The organism is Pedobacter immunditicola (assembly GCF_037482985.1).
Classification (GTDB): domain Bacteria; phylum Bacteroidota; class Bacteroidia; order Sphingobacteriales; family Sphingobacteriaceae; genus Pedobacter; species Pedobacter immunditicola.
In genome coordinates this window covers 332,869-355,532 of record NZ_JBBHKC010000002.1, presented here as the reverse complement: position 1 = coordinate 355,532, position 22,664 = coordinate 332,869, and the positions used below count along the sequence as shown (strand labels likewise).

Sequence of the window (22,664 nt, the reverse complement as noted above, 5' to 3'; positions counted from 1 at the left end):
ACAATAATTTTTATAATCTATATCAATCTGAACATGTCACTTAAAATCAAAATAGCCATTGGCGCAGACCATGCTGGTTTCGAATACAAAGAAATGATAAAAGCTTATTTAGATGCTCATGAGGTTAAGGACTTCGGCACCTATAATGTCGCATCTGTTGATTATCCTGATTTTGCTCACCCTGTAGCTGAGGCTGTAGAAAGTGGTGAATATACTTTCGGCATCCTGATTTGCGGCAGTGCAAACGGGGTGGCCATCACCGCCAACAAACACCAGCAAATCCGTGCAGCAATTTGCTGGGAAAATGAAATTGCCGGCCTGGCCAGAATGCACAACAATGCCAACGTACTTTGCATTCCTGCAAGGTTCGTATCTGAAGAACTGGCAAAAGAAATGACAACAACTTTTTTAAATACTGCTTTTGAAGGAGGCAGACATGAAAACCGTGTAGATAAGATATCCTGCTAATCCGAACGCATACAAATTAAATACTATTATTAATGAAGAGACCATTTATCTACACCAGTCTGGTGCTATTTCTGGGTTTTAGTGCCTGCGCGCAAAATAAAACCGCCATTAAGTTCAGCCAGGGAATCACTAAAGAAGAATCCTATAAGCATTTATCCATTCTGGCTTCTGATGAATTTGAAGGACGTGAAACAGGCAAAAAAGGTGCCTGGCTAGCGGCTGATTACATCAAAAACCACTTTAAAGCAATTGGCCTGAAAGGCCCGTTGAAGGGGGATTATTTTCAACCCGTTGATATGGCGACCAATAACCTGGTACAAAGTATCGTTACCATTGATGGCACAGCTAAAGAGCTGTTGAAAGATTTCATCATCAGCCCTTCCAGTGTAACAGGTCAAGGTTTTACTTTCAATAACAAACCAGTTGTATTTGCCGGTTACGGCATAAATGCCGATGGCTATAACGATTTCGCTGGCTTAAGCCTGCAGGATAAAGTGGTCATGATCCTTAAAGATCACACAACTGGGGACCGTACCGTGATGCGCCAGCAAATGAGAGACCAGCAGTCAAAAGTTGAATTCCTTGCCGACAATAAAGCGGTGGCCGTGTTGATCGTCGATCCTGCTTTGGACAATATTACTGAAGCAATGAAAGCGCGTTACAATAACGGAGAAGGTCCGCTTATCATGAAATCCAAAGAATACCTGGAGGGCTTAAAAACTAAAAAAACATTGCCTGTTATTTCAATTTCAACAGCAACCGCCAATGAAATATTAAAACAAGGTGGAAGTGATCTTGCAAGCCTGCAAAAGCAATTGGCTGAAACTAAAAAACCAGCTTCGAAAGAAATCAATGTGGCTTTTTGTGCCAGTGCTGTCAGAAAAGAAGTTCCTGTTCGTGCAGAAAACGTGTTAGGCTACCTCGAGGGCGCTGACCCGGTGCTAAAAAAAGAAGTACTGGTCATTACCGCCCATTATGACCATATTGGTTTAACTACTTCGGGAACGGATAAAGTGAACAATGGTGCCGATGATGATGGCTCAGGAACCACCGGTGTATTGATGCTTGCAGAAGCATTTGCCAAGGCGAAAAAGGCCGGTAAAGGACCAAAACGAAGTATCCTATTTATGGCTGTCGTTGGTGAGGAAAAAGGCTTGCTGGGTTCTGAATGGTATGCTGAAAACCCAGTTTTTCCAATGGAAAACACCATCACCAATTTAAACATTGACATGATTGGCCGCGTAGATGCAGAGCATGAAAGCACCCCTGATTACATTTATATCATTGGCTCTGATATGTTAAGTTCAGACTTAAATAAACTGGGTATTAAAGCGAATGAAGATTACGTAAAAATGAACCTGGATATGCGTTATAACAACCGTACTGATCCTAACCGTTTTTACTACCGCTCAGACCACTATAACTTTGCCAAGCATAATGTTCCGGTGATCTTCTATTTCAACGGTGTGCATCCTGAATACCACCAACCTGGCGATGAGATTGACAAGATCAATTTCCCGATGATGACCCGAAGGGCTAAACTGGTATACTTTACAGCATGGGAACTGGCAAATGCTGCCAAACGCCCAATAGTTGATAAAAACGAAGATGGAACGCCAAGAATTCAACCGAATTAAGGCCCTCAATTTATAATATGAGAAAGAGGTTGTATCACAGATAAAAAGTGAACAACCTCTTTTTCATTTTATAACACGGATACGTTTGTCTAGATCTTTTGGACTTAAGAACTTCTTCAGCAATACATCTTTCAAAATGTTATCAGTCAAGAGTCAGTTACATTCATAGGTTCACCCTGCGATTTCTTGACTAGCCATACCTGAACATTTTTTCTGCCATATAAGCAAAGGCATTTCACTAAACTTCTCAAAGAACTGGACGCATATTCTTTCATCCGCTATACTAATTGAGTTAGCAGCTGAATAATAGCTTTTACCAATGGTCTATATTCATGAAACTAATATGCAAAGAGCCTGATCATGACTTATGATACAGACTCCCCATAAATTGCAATTTGTACCTTAATTAATAAGATTTAATTCCAAAAATTGCAGCACCGCTTTCGAATCATAGGCGTTAACATTCTTATTACTCAAAAACTTTATCGAACTAGGCTTGATAGATATTAACCTGAAGCTCGCCTTGAAGTTATTTTGAGCTAAAGTTAAAATATCAGACTCATAATAGGTATGATCTAAAAAAGGACCTGCAAGATTTTCAATTTTAGCTTCAGCCATTAGCTGAACTCCTTTAGGAAACTTGAATACATTAATTGTAAATTTGTAGGTATCATTCCCAAACCCAGTTTTCCCAGAACTACTATAGGTCTTTGAATTGATTACTTCTCCATTAGGATAAATAAATTCCAAAAAATAAACAGATTCCTCTGAATCGGATACTAAATACTTAACCTTGGAAGCAAAACTAAATGTCGTATTTTTACCTACAAAAAATGGTTGTTGAGCAATGTCACCAATAACATAATCAGTATAATATGTTACTACAACTCCATTATTAAAATCAGATTTCAAACTCACACCAGAATTCCAAAAACTTCCGACTTTGGGGCCATATAGGATAATATTAACCTTATCAAAATAAAAATCACCTTCTTTTCCGACATCACTTAGAGGGAAGCCATCTCCACTTAAAAAGCCAGCTCCGTTTTTACCATTAATACCATCAGTACCATTGATACCGTCCGTTCCATTTTCACCTTTAAGATTAACTCCGACACCCCATCCGGCTGAGACCTTCGGGCCAAACATTTTAACGTTCATTATATCAAAATAAAAGTCACCAATTACTCCTACAGAACTTGCAGGCACACCACTTCCACTTAAAACAGTTGCACCATCTTTACCATTAGCTCCGTCAGAACTATTAGTACCAGCAGGCCCTTTCAATGGGATTGCTACCCCCCAACTAACGTCAGTCTTTGGACCATAAATAGACGAATTAATTTTGTCCATATAAAAATCTCCTATTTCACCTAATGCTGTTAAAGGAACCCCATCTCCACTTAAGATGCTAGCTCCATTAGTACCATTAAGTCCATCCTTACCATCTGCACCTTTAAGATTAACTCCCACACCCCATCCAGCAGAGACCTTCGGGCCAAACATTTTAACATTCGTTATATCAAAATAAAAGTCACCAATTACTCCTACAGAACTTGCAGGCACACCACTTCCACTTAAAAAAGTCGCACCATCTTTACCATTAGCTCCGTCAGAACTATTAGTACCAGCAGGCCCTTTCAATGGGATTGCTACCCCCCAACTAACGGCAGTCTTTGGACCATAAATAGACGATTCTATTTTGTCCATATAAAAATCTCCTATATCACCTAATGCTGTTGAAGGAACTCCATTTCCACTTAAAATACTAGTACCATTCGTACCGTTAAGTCCATCCTTACCATCTGCACCTTTAAGAATAACTCCCACACCCCATCCTGCGGCAGTCTTTGGACCAAACATTTTGAGATTTGTAATATCGAAATAAAAATCGCCAACTGCCCCGGTGGAATTCGTAGGTAGCCCACTACCGCTTAAAAAAAATGCGCCGTCCTTACCATTTGTGCCGTTCGCTCCATCAGCTCCCTTGAAGCTAACTGCGATCCCCCAACCAGCCGCAGTTTTTGGACCATAAAAAGATAAGTTTATTTTGTCCATGTAGAAGTCACCAATTGCTCCAAAACTATTTGCAGGCACGCTACTACCACTTAAAAAAGATGCGCCATTTTTACCATCAACGCCACTGGAACCGTCTTTACCTTTTAATTCAAATGCATTACCCCAACCTGAGGCAACCTTTGGACCATAGATTTTACTATTATTTACATCTAAGTAAAAATCCCCAATATTTCCAACTGTAGTCGTAGGAACACCAGATCCGTTTAAAATGGTAGTACCGTCTTTTCCATTGATACCATTAATTCCATTTGCACCATTCACTCCAGCAGCCCCCTCAGGACCTTCTGGACCTAACTTTGAACAAGAAATTATCATTACACAGCTTAACATGAGCGTTAAGCAAGCCATCGTTTTTTTCATAAATTGATTTTGATTTGAAAGTTTAATTGATCGGTTCCCTGTAAAGAAGTTCACAGTCAGTTAACCAATAATTTAGAGCATTGAATATTATAGACCAATATGTGGAATGGTATTTATTATACATGAGAGCGTGAGTGAGCGAAAATTAAGTCGCAAAGGTAACGTAAATTTCTTTACAATTACAAACATCTCACATCTAATAATTCGACCTAAATTATTAGCTATAATATTGAACTGTTGATTAGGTGATAAAACTTGGATCACTTAAAAAAATGCTAATAATTAACAGAGTTCAAATTTACATTCCATTTGAGCTTTTCCTGTATTTAAATTTATTAGAACAAAACTTTTATAGACACATTTATATTTACTAATACAAATTACCTAACTATAATTAAACTTACCCACTAACTACCCATACACTTGTTCCGATCTTACCTGGGTAGCAAGAAGATATTAATAACCTCATTTATTTTCTTCTGCTCTAGCCTAATTATTTATATTTGAAAATAACGAAACGAAACTGTGGCGCTATTTTCGCATACGTATCGTTACCTGGTAAATAAATAGATAAAGGATGAATACAGCAGAGGAATTTTTGGTAAAGGCTGATGAGAAAGCTTTCGATCTTGACCATCGAAAAATTATCAATCACAATATTGGCAAATACAATGTTGCGGTGGAAACCGGATTGTCAAAATTCGAGAACCTTGAAAATTCCAAAAAAAAGGCTCATGTCATCAAATGGCGGGTAATGGAAAATCTGGACAAATTTCTTCCGGAATTTGAATCCAATTTTCAGCGCAATGGCGGAAAAGTGATCTGGGCTAATGATACAGAAGAAGCACAGCGGGAAATTCTGAACATCATCAACAAGAAAGGCGGAAAGTCGGTCATCAAATCCAAGTCCATGACCACCGAGGAAATCCATTTGAACGAATTCCTAGAGAAAAATGGCATAGAGTCTTTGGAAAGTGACTTAGGGGAATACATCGTACAGCTGTTGGGGCAGCCCCCCTATCATATTGTGACCCCTGCCATGCACCTCAGCAAAAATGATATTGCCAAGCTTTTCAATCAGCACTTTGGTACGCCCCTTGATGCCACCGCTGAACAGCTTACCCAGAAAGCACGTGAATTACTTAGAGAAAAATATTTAAAAGCCGATATAGGCATTAGTGGCGGTAACTTTTTAGTTGCCGATACCGGAAGCGTTGCCCTTACAGAAAATGAAGGCAATGCCAGGTTATGTACCACTTTCCCCAAGGTCCATATCGCTGTAGTCGGTATCGAAAAGATCATTCCATCTATGGCAGACCTGGATTTGTTCTGGCCGTTATTGGCAAGTCATGGTACCGGACAAAACCTTACCGTTTACAATACCCTTTTAAGCGGGCCACGGAAAGCAACAGAAACCGATGGACCGGAAGAAATGTATGTGATCCTCCTGGATAACGGACGGACCAACCTGCTGGCACAAAAAGACCAGCGCCAGGGTTTGTACTGCATCCGCTGTGGTGCCTGCTTAAATGCCTGCCCGGTTTATAAAAACATCGGCGGCCATACTTACAATACCACTTATAGCGGTCCGATTGGATCCATCATTACCCCGCATTTAAAGGGCATGAAAGAATTTAAGCACCTGAGCTATGCCTCCAGTTTATGTGGCAAGTGCTCAGAAGTATGTCCGGTAAAGATTGACATTCATAAAATGTTGTTGCTGAACAGAAGAGATGCTGTTGCAGAACACGACAATACCAAAGCAGAAGATATCGGCTGGAAAATCTGGAAAGCAGGCATGCAGAAGCGGTCAAGAATGGATATGGTTGGTGGAAAGATCAAGAACTTCTTTTTGAAAGTACTGTTCAAAAAGATATGGGGGAATTACCGCGCCATGCCTGAAGTGGCACCTAAATCCTTCTCCCAGCTTCATGAAGAAAGAAAGAAGGTTTAAATGACACCATTTATGCTGACAAACAGCAATGAACCGGTCTTTCGAGTTCTTCAATACCATTAAAAACGGTAACAAGTTGTAAAGAACAAAATATATTAGCGAAAAGCGGATTATATACATAAGAAACCATTTCAACATGCACTTTGACAGAAAAGATAAGAACGATACAACATTATTAAATCTGTATAAACAACTGCTCTATCCCCGAATGATCGAGGAAAAGATGCTCATCTTACTTCGTCAGGGCCGCATTGGTAAATGGTTCTCCGGCATTGGCCAGGAAGCCATCGCTGTAGGCAGCACATTGGCCATGAACAGCGCCGAATATATATTACCCATGCACCGCAACCTTGGTGTGTTTACTGCAAGGCAGGTTCCCCTAAGGAAATTAATGGCGCAATGGCAAGGGAAATTAACGGGTTTCACCAAGGGGCGTGACCGCTCCTTCCATTTTGGCACACAGGAACACAAGATCATCGGCATGATTTCCCATCTGGGCCCTCAAATGGCCCTGGCGGATGGCATCGCACTGGCTGATCTGCTGGCGGGAAACCCTGCGGCAACACTGGTTTTTACCGGCGAAGGGGCTACTAGCGAAGGTGACTTCCATGAGGCCATCAATGTGGCTTCCGTATGGAACTTACCTGTTATATTTTTGATCGAAAACAATGGCTATGGGCTCTCTACCCCCATCAGCGAACAATATAACTGTAAATACCTCGTAGACCGCGCATTGGGCTATGGGATTGAAGGGATCCAGGTCGATGGCAATAATATTCTGGAAGTATTGGATACCATGAGTGCCGTGGCGGAAAAAATGCGTAACGATCCCAAGCCCGTGCTGATCGAATGTTTAACTTTCAGGATGCGGGGCCATGAAGAGGCTTCAGGCACTAAATATGTGCCCCAGGAGCTGCTGGAAGCATGGGCAAAGAAAGATCCTGTCAGCAATTTCGAAGCCTACCTTTTTGAACAAAACATCCTCACCAGCACTTTGGTCAGTGAGCTCAAAAGTAAATTTAAAAGAGAAATCGAAGAAGAAATCGAAAGTGCTTTTCAGGAGCCTGAACCAGTGGCCAATCCGGAGACGGAACTAGCCGACATGTATGCCCCTTTCATTCAGCAAGTGATTGCTCCTGCTAGTCAAAACCGGCCCGATCAAAGTTCATCTGATCGAAGTTCTTTTAATCCAGGCAGACAATTAAGATACCTGGATGCCATTGCTGATGCCTTGCGCATCGCGATGACCGAACACCCCAACCTGGTTTTAATGGGCCAGGACATTGCTGATTATGGCGGTGCTTTTAAAATCACATCCGGTTTGACTGAAGCCTTTGGCAAAGACAGGGTTCGGAATACCCCCATCTGTGAATCTGCTATTGTAGGTGCCGGATTAGGTTTATCCATTAATGGCTATAAAGCCCTGGTTGAAATGCAGTTTGCCGATTTCGTTACCTGCGGTTTTAACCAGATTGTAAATAACCTCGCAAAAACCCATTACCGCTGGGGTGAAAAGGCTGATGTGGTAATTAGGATGCCCACGGGTGCTGGTACCGGTGCAGGTCCCTTCCATTCACAAAGTAACGAAGCCTGGTTTACTAAAACCCCCGGACTGAAAGTTGTCTACCCTGCATTTCCTTATGACGCCAAGGGGCTATTGCTGGCTGCCATCGAAGATCCCAACCCGGTCATTTATTTTGAGCATAAATATTTGTACAGGAGTTTAAGCGGACAAGTGCCGGAAGGTTTGTACACAGTGGAAATTGGCAAAGCCAATGTATTGAAGGAAGGAACAGCGTTGAGTATCGTTACCTATGGACTGGGCGTACACTGGGCTTTAGCTTACCTGAACGAGCATCCGGACTTAGCAGTGACCCTGATCGACCTTTGCAGTTTACAACCCTGGGACAAAGAGGCTGTGGCCGCAGCAGTAAAAAAGACAGGAAAAGTATTGGTGCTGCACGAAGATACACTGGGCTCTGGGTTTGGGGCTGAAATAGCCGCCTGGATTGCCGAACATTGCTTTGAACACTTAGATGCACCGGTGATGCGCTGTGGCAGTCTGGATACGGCCATCCCAATGAATAAAACCCTTGAAGAAAGCTTCCTGGCAAAAAGCCGCCTGGAGGAAACAATTGAAAAACTGAAGGCTTATTAAGCTTAAGATCTTGTTGTAGGAAGATTTTTACTTGTCTAAGTTCAAGCAAGGCTTAAAGTAAGCAACCTGTTTAAACTCAAGCGGCTTGTTCAGAATCAAGTACCGGTGGCCGGCAAGGTGACTTCAGCCAGGGGATTGAACAGGTAAATATGGCCATTATCCAGGCAAGTACAACGGAACCGCTTGCGCAGCCGCTCGCCTTTTTTGAATTTTCTGCCGTCTTTTATCGTGAACACCGTATGCAGGGGGATTTCTTCCAGCCGCGATCCTTTGCTTTCAACATCGTATTGTTTCAGGGCACGGGATAATGGAAGGTCCGTACAGCTGGAGGCGGAGGGGTTGATAAGGTATTGCAAAATGGCCTGATGGATATCCTCCGGAAAAATCTGCTGTTCAAGAAAAGGGTTCATCATCCTTTTATAATTATTCTTCCACTCTGTACCGTGAGGCTTAACCTTATTTTTATGGTCGTTCCAGGTCAGCAGGTGGGCAAACTCATGAATGGTGGTCACCAGGAAAGCAAAACTGTTTAAGTCGTTATTCACAGAGATCCTGTGTCCGGCTGTTTTAAAAGGATGCCGGTAATCACCCAGCTTAGTTGTCCGGTTTTTGGATATCTTGAATTCACATTGAAAATAATCTATCCAGCGCGCAATAATAGGCGCCGCAGCGGCCGGCATGTATTGCGCAAGAACCTCCTCTTTTTTCACAACAACGAAGATAAGCTTTTACTTCAATAATTGGTAAGCTATCAAACTGGCTACATAAGCCAAAGCAGTCATATAAACCACCTGTATGAGCGGCCATTTCCAGGATTTTGTCTCCCGGTAAACCACAGCTACGGTACTCATACACTGCATGGCAAAAGCGTAAAATAGCATCAGCGAAAAGCCGGTGGCAAAGGTAAATATCGGTAATCCGGTATTTACATCTTTAGCAGCCATCATTTTCTCACGAATGGTACCCACATCTTCATCTCCACCTTCAACACTATAGATGGTTGCCATGGTTCCAACAAAAGCCTCTCTTGCTGCAAAGGAAGTAATAAGGGCAATACCAATTTTCCAGTCAAAACCAAGTGGCCTGATCATCGGTTCAATGGTTTGTCCCAATATACCTGCATAAGAGTTTTCCAGTCGCTCGGCAGCATGGTCGCGCTCTAACGTCGCTATCCTCATACTGTCCTGACCGGCTTCAATCTTTGCATACTTCCGGTCAATCTCAGCAAAGCGATTTGGCGGGCCGTAAGTAGCGAGCACCCATAAAATAATGGAAATCGCGATGATCACCTTACCAGCTTCCAATACAAAAGTCTTGGACTTCTCAAACATGGTATAAAAAACATTCTTCCAGCGGGGCATCCGGTAAACCGGCAGCTCCATAATGAAGTAAGACTTTTCTTTGGCCTTGATTAAGAATTTCATCACATAAGCTACTAAAATCGCAGCCACGATACTGATGACATACATACCCATCAGCGTCAGTCCCTGCAGGTTGATAAAACCAAATACATGCTTATCAGGAATAATCAGGGAAATAATTAAAGTATATACCGGTAAACGGGCAGAGCAGCTCACCAGGGGTGCAACCATAATGGTAATGATCCTGTCTTTCCAGCTTTCAATGTTACGTGCACTCATGATAGATGGCACTGCACAAGCTAAGCTACCGATCATCGGTACAACAGACTTTCCGCTTAAACCAAATTTGCTCATGATTTTGTCCATCATAAAGGTAACGCGGGACATATAGCCCGTATCCTCCAGGATGGAGATGAAAGCAAATAAAATAGCAATCTGCGGGATAAAGATGATGACACCCCCCAGGCCGGCGAGTATACCATCCAGAAAAAGGTCGGTTAAAATACCTCCCGGCAAATGCTCATGACCAAAGGCTGTTAGCCAGCCAAAGCCTGATTCAATGAGATCCATGGGATAGGTTGACCAGGCAAAAATGGAATTAAAGATGAAAAAGAGGATAAAAATAAAGATAAGGAAACCCCAGATACGGTGGGTAAGGACAGAATCGAGCTTATCGCTCAATGTAAATTTCCTGGCAGCACCAGTATCTTTAATCACCCCCGAAAGTATCGTACTTAAATAACGGTAGCGGGAAACAGTTTCTGCAGCCTGCTGTTTGGAAGATTCAAAACTTGTATCAGTCTTTATCTTTTCCAGGGTTTCATGCGTTCCAGCAGGCATATGATCCACATGCTGGTGCTGGTGCAGCATTTGCAGCGCATAATAATTATTATCAGTTTGAAGTACGTGTTTAACTTCTTCTATGGCTTCAGGCGCCAAAACGTTCAGGTCAGCACCAGCTAATTGTGTAGCAAGGGTTGAACGGTTAACGATGGCTGCTTTCAGGACATCAAGGCCTACGTTTCCACGGGCAGAAATCGGCACAACCTGTATCCCTAGTCTTTTTGACAAAAGATCGATGTCAATTTCAAGTCCATCTTTCTTCGCCATGTCAATCATGTTCAGGGCAAGAATAACAGGCAAGCCAAGGTCAGCAACCTGTGTATACAGAAGCAGGTTTCTTCTCAGGTTAGTCGCATCAGCTACTAAAATGACAAGGTCAGGATGACTAGGGTTATTTTTTTCGGCAAGCACCTGAAAAACGATGCTTTCATCTTTACTTTTAGGGTATAAACTGTAGGTGCCCGGGAGATCCGTGATCTCCGCCAGTTGATTGTTGGATAATTTGCAGTACCCAATTTTCTTGTCTACTGTAATACCAGGAAAGTTTCCTATTCTCTGGTTTAGTCCGGTTAATAAGTTAAACAGTGTTGATTTTCCTGTATTAGGATTACCAACCAGGGCAATTTTAATATCAGAAGCCAAATTTATTCTATGAGATTATAATAACGGATGCTTCATCTTTACGCAGACAAAGCTGATAACCAGCAACACGTATCGCCATGGGATCGCCAAGCGGCGCAAAACGCTCCACTTCAACAACTTCCCCAGGCAGGCAACCCATCTCCATTAGTTTAACAGACATTTCTAAATCCGTAAACGCAACAATAGTTCCTCGTTCTCCTCTGCTTAACTGTGATAGTTTCATATTCCTTAATTAGGTCGCAATTTAGCCTTTATCTATAATAAATCCAAATAAGAACTTAAATACTACATTCTCATTCTCATGCGCTGGCCGCCGCCTTGACCTCTCTCTTCAACTGGCATATTCTTACCTCCCATCCGGTTCAACGAATAGGTAAATGAAACCATATAGTAGCGTTTTAACACATTAAAGTTTAAGTCGGTAATGGTGTTGTTATTTGAGGTCCGCGAAATACCCTGGTTTTGGTTAAGGATATCATTTACAGCGAATTTAAACGTCCCACGGCTTTTAAAGGCTTGCTTGCTGATGTAAGAATTCAACAAAGTATAATTGGTGTCAAATTCAGCGCCCCTGCCAGTATTCTGAAAATAATCAACATCGGCAGCCAGACGGATATTTCCCGGAAACAGGTAACTGATGTCTAAAGTTGGGTTAAGGGTATAATAGGTTGTATTTTGATTAGGGTTTGCAGAATAAGTACTGCGGAACATCGTACCATTAATCCCAGCAGTAAAATCAAACTTTTCCAAAGCTGTAACCAGTTTGTAGCCGTTGGTTACGCTATAGTCATTAGAGATATTTTCTATGGAATTGGTGAAGTTCACGCCGCGACCATAAGAACCGCTTAAATTGATATTGAGGTTTAATTTGTTTCCTGTAACAATCGGCAGACCAACAAAAGAGCCGGCATTCACCTGGTATACCCCTTTAACGTTAACCGGCAGGATGGCAATTTTACCGTTTCTGCTGGAATCGGGGTCATTCGTGATCAGCATGCTGTTGTTTCCAAACGCATCAAAAGTCTGGTTGGCATTCACATAAACGAACAGGGAACGGAAATTAGCAAAGTCAAAATTGTTATAGAAAACACTTAAATTATTGGTAAAAGAAGGTTTCAAGTTAGGGTTACCCATAGGGATATTTTGCGTATCAGAGTTATCCGGCACAGGCTGGATCTGAGAGATACTTGGTTGTTGGGTATTTCCACGGTAATTCACCCTGATGCGCTTGCTATTGCTAAACGTATAACGGAATTGTGCACTCGGTGTAAGGTTATAAAAGTTCTGGTTAACAACCGTGCCTGTAGTCACATTGTTATTTTCACGATCCGTATGCTGAACCGCCAAACCTGCATTCCAGGTATATTTCTTTGCTGTTTTATTGAAACTGAACCCCGCTGAATTGGTTAAAGTCGTGTTTTCATAAGTGTTGGTATAAGTCTGATCGATGATATCATACCTTGAAGTCACCGGATTAAAATCATAAGTAAATCGCTCAGAATCACTAAAGTTATAGCGGTTCTCATAATTCATTTCCAGGCTGAAGGTTTTCGATAAAGGCTCGGTATACACCAGGCGGGAAGTATTTGACAAGGAATTACTTTTAGTATCATTAAACTGGTTGGTAAATTCCTGTGCAGTACCTGCAGCATTCGTAGTAAAATCCTGAATATCATTGTAATTATCAGCATCACTGTCATTCCAGCTCGTATTCACATTTAGGGATAAGGTACGGCCCCGGCGCTGAAACTTCTTTCTGATCAATAAGTTATTGTTTAACGATGGGGAAGTAGATTTTGTAGAATAAAGCTGCTTACCTACCGTTTGCGAATTGTTAAAGTTATTGACGTAATCGCTGTTGCGGATATTGTTTGACTCCGTATAGCTGAAGTTAGGCTGTATCTTTATGGTAGTCGTCGAATCAATTTTAGTATCGACCATGAAGTTAAACCGGTGGTTCAGCCGCTTATTGGTACTATTTAAATGGTTCTGAAAAGTAGTGGTCGTATTTCCAAGTAAATTTTGTCTTAAACTGTTTTGCTCATTGAACAAAGAGGTCTTATTGAAAAAATAACTGGCATTGACCTCCGTTTTATTCTTAAAAATATTGGCATAGTTTAAACCTGCTGCATTGGTAGTCGTAATGCCCTGCTGCGAACCATTTCCCCCGCCGCCCATTTGTCTGCCACGGCCACCGCCGCCACCACCACCACCGCCACCAAAGTTCTGCTTGTTGACATTGTTAAACTGTGCCACAACAGAAAACTGCTCATCACCCTTAAATTTATTGATGTTCAGGTTGACATCATGGCGCTCATCAGAGCCATAACCAACACTGGTGTTACCAAATACACCGTTCTTTTTATCCTTCTTGGTGGTAATGTTTATAATTTTCTCGCGGTTACCATCATCGATACCTGTAAACTGCGATTGCTCAGACATCTGGTCAATGACCTGCACCTTATCAATCATGTCAGCCGGAAGATTTTTCGTCGCCAGCAAGGGATCGTTTCCAAAAAACTCTTTGCCATCCACTTTAATCTTAGTGATGGTTTCACCTTGCGCCTTGATGGAGCCATCTTTAGCTACTTCTACACCAGGTAATTTCTTTAAAACATCTTCTACGACGGCATTTTCACGCACCTTAAAAGAAGCAGCATTGAATTCTACCGTATCCTTTTTAACCGAAACCGGCGGAACCTCCCCTTTAATCTCTACGGTTTGCAGATCCAAACCAGTATTTTCCATACTCAAGGCCCCCAAATCAATCCTGTTGCCCACTGCGGTCACACTAAAATCCTTGGTAACACTCTGTAAACCAAGGTAGGCCACATATAACCGGTATTCGCCCGGCGCTAAACCTTTAATTTCAAATCCACCATCTGTAGCTGTATTGGTGGTACCTACCACACTAGAATCCTTTAGACTTTTAACCGCCACTGTGGCATAATCAACCGGAAGGTTGTCTTTAGCATTAATAATTTTTCCTGTAGCACTTCCGTTGTTTGTCTGGCCAAAAGCCGCAGCACCTATCATCATCAATACCATCAGGCACAGTACTGGCGTTAAAATTCTATTCATAGTTCATTTATGTGGTAAAAATTAATCTATAGACTTTGAATGACATCAATAGATTAGTCAGGCGCATTAATTTTAAAGTAACATTTTAAATACAAGAAAAGGTTTATTTCTTGTTGTAATCCGCAACATGGAGCAAAACATAACTGAAAACACCCATGAAAACACCGATCATGTCACAATAAAAATCCCACAGTTCAGCAGAGCGGTAGTCGAAAAATAAATACTGCAGCATTTCGATAGCTCCACCGATAAGCGCCGTGATCACGATAATTTTAAAAATCGTGAAGATGCTAAAGCTGTAATTATGCTGATACCTGATTTTACCAAAAAACAGCAGTACGGTAAGCACATAAAAAAAGCCAAGATGAACTAGCTTATCAAAACCAGTAAAAAAAAAGCCAGTACTCGCAGAGCCTGGCGTTTTTATTAGACATAGTATTGATATCAGTATCGTCCAGGCTATTGCCCAGCCCTGATACTTTAATCCTCTAAATAAGTTCATTAATTATGCGCCAACTAAAGATTTATAAGCAGCAGCATCAAGTAAACCATCTGCATCAGCAACATCAGCCAATGTAATTTTCACCATCCATCCTTCACCATAAGGATCAGAATTCACTAGTTCAGGGTTATCTGTTAAGGCAGGATTAATCGCTGATACAGTTCCCGTAACAGGCATAAACAAATCAGATACTGTTTTCACTGCTTCCACAGTTCCAAACACATCGTCTTTCTGTACTTCATCACCCAAAGTATTGATGTCGATATAAACGATATCACCTAATTCGCGTTGTGCAAAGTCAGTAATTCCCAGGTAAGCTTCGTTGCCTTCCACTCTGATCCATTCGTGATCTTTTGAGTATTTTAGTTCTGATGGAAAATTCATATTCACTAATTATTTAATTGTCAATTGGTTACTCCTATTTAAGCAAGTCATTCCATATGGCTTAAGTAACGCTTGCGAATTTACTACTATTTGTAATATTTTAGGGTGATTTCCGAACAATTATTGTGAAATGCATGGGCCTGACTAATCCAGTGTGACCCTTAAGCTAAATCCGAAATTGCTATAAGCGGTGTTAAACGTTTGAGAAGTATAGGGCTGCGTAAGATTTGAATCATAAAAGACCTTTACATTAAAACGCTGGTTCAATATATAATCGACGCTGGGCCTGAAGGTGATATTCTTTGCCCCGGCAGACACCTCCGCCACCGGCACATCTGCCCTGTAAATCACCGTCTGGTGATCTCTAACCGCAACATCTACCTTAAAATCCATGTTATTATTCATTTTCACCTGCTTAAACATACCTAAAGGGAACCTGAATTTTGTGGTCCGGTAACCAAGGCCAAAGACCAGGTTGTCTTCGGCAAATTGTGCCAGCTGACTGTTGGCCAGGCTGAGGCCCAGTAAACGGGTTTTTGCATACTCAAAGTTCAGGGTGAGGTTGTTCTTCAGCCGGGTATCTATTCCAACAAGGGGTGAAAACTGCTCCGCGATACTCACCTGCGAATATTGATAATAAGGAAGGAAATTCCCGCTCAGGTCCCTGCTGCTCACCTGACCATCCTGCTCTGCATATTTTAAAAGGGAGTTGAAGCCGTTGATGCTGTAAACCGAACGGTAACCATGGCGAAGATCTATGGATTTAAAATGCGCCATCAGGAAAGGCATCCGACCTAAACCGCCGTAATTAACCCTCCAGTTGGGCAGCGGAATTTTCGGCATCGAATTCAGGCTGGACGAGCGGGCATCCCTTCCTGTATAGGCCGTCATAAAAGCCGTAATCACCACATCCTGTGCATTCTTTTGATAGCCATCAGCAAAGCCGCCGTCCAGGCCCCTTGAGTTGGGATTTTGTGCCCCCAGTCGCCGGGATACAACCATCCTGTTGTTCAACATAGCCTGGTAGACTTTAGAAACAAGCGCCGACTTGGCATCAGTAAAAGCAGTTCTCAGGGAAATGAAAGTTACACTGTAATCACCGGTTGTACCCGGACTCAGCTGATCGAAAGTACCGCTTGCAGGGCTGTAACGAAAATTGGAAGCATAATTTAAGGTCTGATTTTTATTAGCGGTAAGGGTAATGCGCAGGTCACGGATCGGCTCGAGCGCGGTGGTGATGCTATAGTCTTCACGGAAGGTGTTGATATATAATTGCGATTGCAGCGAGTCAGTGGTGATCCAGCCCCCGTTAATGGCTAGCTGACTGATATCCCGCTGACTGCCGAACACAAAAGCCAATCCGGGGGCACCGCTTACCTGGTCCAGCCCAAATAAATGCGTTCCCGGCAAATAGCCCGGCAAAAAGATCCCTTTCGTTTGTGTATAAGCCCCGTTAATGGTCTTGATACCCGTCAGCATGTCCAGTAGCAAACCTTTAGCACCGCTGTTCAAAGCCTTGTTATTCCGGCGCAGCAGTCCAAACTGCTGGTACAAGCTGTTCAGGTTTAAGGTCGGGTTGAGCTGGATGGTCCTTGAATTCTGGATGGTGTTCCCCAGGTTAAGCTGCGGATCTCTCCAGGTAGCCATAGCCTCCGTTTGCCAGTTAAAATTAGCACCATAGCGGGTAGCCACATTCAGCCAGTTCATGCCGGGCAGTTGATGAAAAGGCAATTGATAGGTAATATTCAGGTTATGGTTATAATCCGTCGTACGGCCCAGTCGCAGCAGGTTTTGCCAGACGGTATCTCTTTTTGAGCCGTTGATCCTTCCATCCGGCTCATCAATGATCGAATAATTGGTGGCATCAAGGTCCAGCGTCATCGACCGGCTCAGGTTCCAGGATATGCCATATACCCGGGTCACTAAAAAGTTTTTATTAAAGGTGGTATGAATGGGGATGCCATTGGCCGGACTATTGGCCCGCAGCGTATTTTCGGCATAATAACGATCCAGGGCGATGTTAAAATTCAGGGAAGCAGGCAATAGGCTGAAATTAATGTCCCTCAACAAAGCAAGGGTATTCGATCGGATCAGTTTCTCAAAAGGGCTGATCATAACCGGTTGTGCCGAATAATTATAAGCCAGTGAGCCGCGGTAATTGCGCTGTATAGATTCCGCATGGACAAAATCGCGTTGCTGGTGATGCGCATAAGCATAACTGGCACTCAGGTTTTCCACATCCCAAAGCCGGGGTTTCTGCCCCTGATCTGTCCGCTCCTTCCTTACATTGGTAAAGTTAATGCTGTTTCGTGTGCTAAAATCCTGCGCATCATTCAAGATGGCCTTTCTTTCTTCCCTTGTCGCCCCATTCAGGGTCTTCCTCAATTCAATATCAGGCATTAAGGGATCATAAAAGGGCGTACTCACCTGGTTAGAATAACTCACATAAACAGGAATTCTAATACCCGATTGATGGGGGAAGAACTTTCCCAGTTCCAGGCTGGAGCTGAGGTCAAAAAACACCTGATCCTCGCGGCTGCGTTCATTGACGCTATGCTCCAGGGAGCCGAAACCAACGGTAGACTTACTCCCCGAAATGTTCAGCTCGGCAAAATCAGCCAGCCTGGCATTCATCGTTGCCGTAGCTGCCCATCCCCTACGTTCATCAAATTCCGTTAGGCGCAGTTCATTAAACCAAAGCTGGGCATGTTTATCCAAACCATCATCACTACCCGGACTGCCCGGGTTTCGCCATGCATTTTTAACCCCCAGCATATACACGCGAACCTTACCCAAATCCGGCTGCCCCTTAATGGTAATGGTACCAACACCGTCACTGTGTGTATAAGGGATATTTGCCGGCCACATTTGTCCGTTTGCCGTTCTGGCACTATTGCGGGCAAGTTTAGCCTGCTGAAACAATTCCAGCTTGATATCCATTTTATTCTGCTCCGGCCATATCGCATCAGGGTTACTGGTACCCGCTACGGTGACCACCAGCGGCTGTGCATATTCGTAATAATTATCCTGGTCATCCGTTCCGATCCTGATAAAGGCCTGCAGGTCGCCATCGTTCAATACGCTGTTTCCTTCCGCTTCTGCATGAACATACAACTCCAGTCGCTTGTAAGACCTGAAATCGTTAAAGCCAGTCTTAAATGCCGAACGGCCATCACCATCCCTTAAATTTTTCACGGTAAGGGACAGCGACTGTTCATTTTGCCGCGTTTCGCCCCTTAAATTATTGAAGTCCCTTTCCCTTTCTATTCCCCGAGGCAATACATAAGGTATGGGGCTTCTTTTGCCATTTTCCTCAATGTTGATGGTGGCCACGACTAAGGAAGAATGGTCCGCAGCAGCCTTATTTACCGCCTTATACTGGCGCCACTCTCCGCTTACCAATTGCATTTTAGCAAACCGCAAAATTGTGGTATCTGCAAAGCCGGTCATAAACAACCGAAGGAAACGAATGGATTTAAAATCCTGGATGCCACCGATGCGCTGGTCATATTCAGCCAAAGGGATCCGCAGCTGGTACCAGGTAACCGCAGCAAGCTGGCCGTCTGGCAAGCGCACCTGCGAGGTCACTTTGTCGCTTACATATTTCTTGCCCACCACCAGATCTGCCGGCCGCATGGAAATTTTGTACTGGAAATATTCATCCGCCTGCGACATATTGTGATCGCGGTTCACATCCTCCGCATCGGGTAAGGAAGTATAATTTCCTTCCGTTCCGTTGAAGCGCGCATACCTTTTTAAAATACCCGACGCTTCTTCATCAAAGGCATTCCCCCTGAAATAAGCAAAGTCATCCGAGGAAGGGTCATTTTCAAGCTGAGCTGCCACTACTGGAAGCAGCTGCCCCATGATCTGCCTGAGCGGATCAGCAAATTTAGCGCGTTCATCTTCGTTGGATAGCCCATCCAAACCCACATCCTGCACTTTTCGGGTATTGGGATTATTGTCGAAGGCCTGCGTTACCGGCTGGAGTTTGGGCACCCTACCCCAATTGGTTTCATCATATGGAGCTGCTGGAGCCCCGGCCGACAAGCCATTTTCGAGCGACTTCCGGCCATCCTTTAAAATATCTTCCGACAGGTTTCCTAAATTAAAATAAAGATCACCGCCAGTACCTCCTGGGCGCGATAGAAAGGGATCCATTACCCAAAGTTCAATATACTCCATGTTCAGTGCTTCGAAGTCGTTGGTCTCCAGGCGCCTGATGATGCCGCCCCAGCGCGATCGTGGTTGGCGGAGGCTCCCATCCTGGTTAAAGCCGGTAGTTGCATAGTTATAGGGTCCTCTTGTAGCGGGATAAAACGCAAGGTCAAAGGTGGGCAGCCCGGGCAGCTGGCCGGTAGAAATTTCCTTAAAGGGAAAAACCTCCTGTTCCAGCACCTGACGTACCTCATGCCTGGATAATTCCGTACGGTTGCTGCGCAGCTGACCGTCATAAAAGCCCGGATCAATGTTATAAAAAGCAAGAGTGGCGCGGTTAAAACCGTAGGCAAGGTTATCGATGAGTTGCGATTCAGGAAATAACTGCGGGGTGCCGGACAAAGACCAGGCACTGGCACTTTTTAAATCAAGCACCGAGCGTGAAGCTTCAAAATCATCGAGGTAGCTGGTGCCCCTTTCTGCATCCGCGGAATGCAGCACCTTTGGGTGCCCTGGAATCAACTGCGCAAATTCACCCGAAAAAGTAAGGCTTGAAGCCTCTTTTGTGGCTATAAAGGGGATACGATCGACCAACCTGGTTAAAAAGCGGGAAGGCGAAGTGTAATTCAGATCGAGCCCCCACATGGTATTGGAGATCGGTTCTTCCCCAATATTGACCTTTGCAGTCAGCGGCTTCTCCGTCAGTTTCATTAAAGTGGCACCGAGGTTCAATTTGTGATGGAGGCGGTAATCCATACGCATCCCGAAAAGTGTCTTTTGCTGTAAGCCAAAAACATCGTGGTTTTCTGTAATGATCCTGATGGGCTGTGGCGCATTCAGCAAAGCGGCATTCAATATTTTAACCCTCCCCGCAAGGTAATCCACCGTAAAGTCCAGTCCCTCCTGCAGGGGAAGGTTACCTGAAAACACTTTCACAGAGCCTTTGGGCACATTAATGGCGTTCAAAAAGAATTCGGAAGAAACCTCCGACTGGTAAGTCCCTTTCAAGATAAATCTATTCTGGCGCATCAACTGCTGCTGGGCCATCACTTTAGTAGAATCATAAAGCGCCTGGAAAGTATATTTATCGATCAGATTTTGCTCAGCGGGATAAAACTGGCTGGCCAGATCCCGTCCGAATGGCTCCAGTACCGGAAAAATGATCCTCCCATGAAGCGGATCAATTGTCACATAACCGAAATTTGCATTCATGCCAAAGGCAGCTAAGCTCGCATCGGAACCCGGACTTTCGCCTGGCGTACCTGAAGACGAATTCGGAAGTGAATTTCCAAAAGAACTTGAAGGGGAAAAGGCAGAAGAATTTGACGAACCATTAGCAGGCATCGATGAAGAAGAACCAAATGGCGTTTCCGGAGCCTCGAAATCAAAAACACCATCCGGTTTATTTTCCTGCTGCTGGTTCAAACGATCCAGTCGGGTTACCTGCAGCCAGGATTTATTTTTCAGGGGAGTTTTGCTTTCCACATCCAGCTTTTCACCTTCCGGGATGTAGGCTAGCTCGGTCCCTGTTTTTTCATCAATCCTAAAAATATCCAGTTTAAAATGCTGCGAAGAGAGCTGGTAGCCACCAATGGAATAAACGTTTTTCATCATTAAATCCCAGGTCGGCAAATCTGTCCGGATGGATTCGTTCTTCAGCAACTTTACAAATAACACCTTGGGTGAGGCAGGCTCAAAGCTAAGGTCCGCACTAAATTCGCCCACCTGGTATTCCATTCCGTTGAAAGTATAGCGAAAGGCAACCGCCAACACCTCATCCGCATTAAGGGCATTGTTCAGGGAGATATAACCCAGCTGGGGATGCACCTTATATTCCCGGTCGGCGAGTTTGCGCGCATAAGTCAGCCGGGAAAAATTAGCGGTGCCGCCACTTGCCTGGAAAAAAGACATTATCGCATTGGAATTCGTTAAACGCGCATCTGTGGGGAGCTTGAGCAATAAGTCATTGGACATCCTTGGGAAAGCGGCTGAATGAAAAGCAGAAGGCAATGGTGAGAAGCCAGGACCGCCCTTCACCAGACTGGTGTTATAAGGCTGGTGTTCGCCGAGGTCCAATAAAGCAACCACATCCCTTGAATCTTGTGTAGCACCAGATTTATTGGTGATCCATACTTCAATTTTAGTGATGTTGATTCCCGTGGTCAGGACCGGCGGGCGGGATAAGTTCCGGTTATAATTTTCCCTGAAATAATGAGCCAGGAAATAATGCTTGCTGGCCTCATAGTTGTCTGCACTCAGGCGAAACTCATTTTCCCTGCCACCCTTTGTAATCAACACCTCCGTGCTTTGCGATTTATGCTGGGCGAATACATTGGTCATGCTCAGCCTTCCAAACTGCAGCTGGGTTTTGACACCAAATAAAGAGGGGCTGCCGTTGATCAGCGAGGTGCTGAGGGGAAAGCTCACATGGCCTGCTTCAATTTTTTTAATGATTTCGTCTTCCCCACCCGTATACTCCAGTTTCACCTGGTTTTCAAAATCAAACTGCGCCTCGGTATTGTAGTTCATGTTGATCTTGAGCTTCGTTCCCACGTTTCCAATCAGGTCCAGTTGGATACGCTGTTTGAAGTCAAAATTAGTTTGTACACGCTGGTCTTTGTTAAACAAGGGGTTTTCATTTTTATGAACCCGGCCCATGAAAGTGAGTTCAGCCTCACCCCGGGGCCGGATGGCTATCGTATTTCCGGATGCTTCAGCAGCTGAATGGGCAAACAAACGCCAGTTTTTACGTTTCAGTTCGGCGTTCATCAGGCGTTCGTATTCGTCTACGCTAAGGGATTGGGGAGCATGGTTTAAGCTGCCAATGATGATTTCCTGAATGATATAGTGTTTATTTGCCGCATCATAGGTCACTTCCCGGTTCCCATTACGGCCAAGTCCCAGGAATTGGATTTCCCTGAGGCTAAAAGAATTTTTTAATGTATCTGCCTTTTTAGGCAGCAGATCCTGAGAAAAAGTTACTTGTCCCCAGAAAATAAGGATCAATAAAATGATCCTGGTGAGATTGAGCGTCAAA

12 protein-coding genes are annotated in these 22,664 nt (G+C 43.7%); 4 read left to right on the top strand and 8 right to left on the bottom strand.

The genetic code is table 11. The features are described from left to right. Positions 1-33: 33 nt before the first annotated feature. Entirely contained in the window at positions 34-468 is a 435-nt protein-coding gene (gene rpiB / locus WG905_RS04045; protein WP_339590424.1) for a ribose 5-phosphate isomerase B, read from the top strand. Between the two features lie 32 nt (positions 469-500). Then, the gene (locus WG905_RS04040) at positions 501-2,105 is read left to right on the top strand and encodes a M28 family peptidase (RefSeq protein WP_339590423.1); all 1,605 of its coding nucleotides are present in this window, start codon (positions 501-503) and stop codon (positions 2,103-2,105) included. Between the two features lie 402 nt (positions 2,106-2,507). On the opposite strand, the gene WG905_RS04035 is transcribed toward WG905_RS04040, so the two are convergent. Then, positions 2,508-4,544 carry a collagen-like domain-containing protein gene (locus WG905_RS04035; protein WP_339590422.1) on the bottom strand — a complete coding sequence of 679 codons (2,037 nt, stop codon included), beginning with the start codon at positions 4,542-4,544 and terminating at the stop codon, positions 2,508-2,510. Positions 4,545-5,121: 577 nt separating this feature from the next. On the opposite strand from WG905_RS04035, the gene WG905_RS04030 reads away from it, so the two are divergent. Beyond that, positions 5,122-6,498, top strand: coding sequence for a LutB/LldF family L-lactate oxidation iron-sulfur protein (locus WG905_RS04030; RefSeq protein WP_339590421.1), 1,377 nt, complete (start codon positions 5,122-5,124; stop codon positions 6,496-6,498). 136 nt (positions 6,499-6,634) lie between these two features. Then, on the top strand, positions 6,635-8,656 hold the full coding sequence (locus WG905_RS04025) for an alpha-ketoacid dehydrogenase subunit alpha/beta (RefSeq protein WP_339590420.1): 2,022 nt from the start codon (positions 6,635-6,637) through the stop codon (positions 8,654-8,656). Between the two features lie 95 nt (positions 8,657-8,751). Here WG905_RS04025 and WG905_RS04020 read toward each other — a convergent pair whose 3' ends face one another. From WG905_RS04020 to sov, 7 genes are all read right to left on the bottom strand, one after another. After that, positions 8,752-9,366 (bottom strand): SprT-like domain-containing protein, encoded by a 615-nt coding sequence (locus tag WG905_RS04020; RefSeq protein WP_339590419.1) that lies wholly within the window; start codon positions 9,364-9,366, stop codon positions 8,752-8,754. 18 nt (positions 9,367-9,384) lie between these two features. Continuing rightward, positions 9,385-11,502, bottom strand: a complete 2,118-nt coding sequence (gene feoB / locus WG905_RS04015) for a ferrous iron transport protein B (protein ID WP_339590418.1) — start codon at positions 11,500-11,502, stop codon at positions 9,385-9,387. 7 nt (positions 11,503-11,509) lie between these two features. Beyond that, on the bottom strand, positions 11,510-11,725 hold the full coding sequence (locus tag WG905_RS04010) for a FeoA family protein (RefSeq protein ID WP_339590417.1): 216 nt from the start codon (positions 11,723-11,725) through the stop codon (positions 11,510-11,512). Between the two features lie 62 nt (positions 11,726-11,787). Next, complete coding sequence (locus tag WG905_RS04005) at positions 11,788-14,583, bottom strand: outer membrane beta-barrel protein (protein ID WP_339590416.1); 2,796 nt, start codon at positions 14,581-14,583, stop codon at positions 11,788-11,790. Between the two features lie 103 nt (positions 14,584-14,686). Then, on the bottom strand, positions 14,687-15,085 hold the full coding sequence (locus WG905_RS04000) for a VanZ family protein (RefSeq protein ID WP_339590415.1): 399 nt from the start codon (positions 15,083-15,085) through the stop codon (positions 14,687-14,689). 3 nt (positions 15,086-15,088) lie between these two features. Then, a complete protein-coding gene (gene gcvH, locus WG905_RS03995; protein ID WP_339590414.1) occupies positions 15,089-15,469 on the bottom strand; it encodes a glycine cleavage system protein GcvH in 381 nt (126 codons plus the stop codon). A 144-nt stretch (positions 15,470-15,613) separates the two neighbouring features. After that, entirely contained in the window at positions 15,614-22,663 is a 7,050-nt protein-coding gene (gene sov, locus WG905_RS03990) for a T9SS outer membrane translocon Sov/SprA (RefSeq protein ID WP_339590413.1), read from the bottom strand. Between the last annotated feature and the right edge of the window lies 1 nt (position 22,664).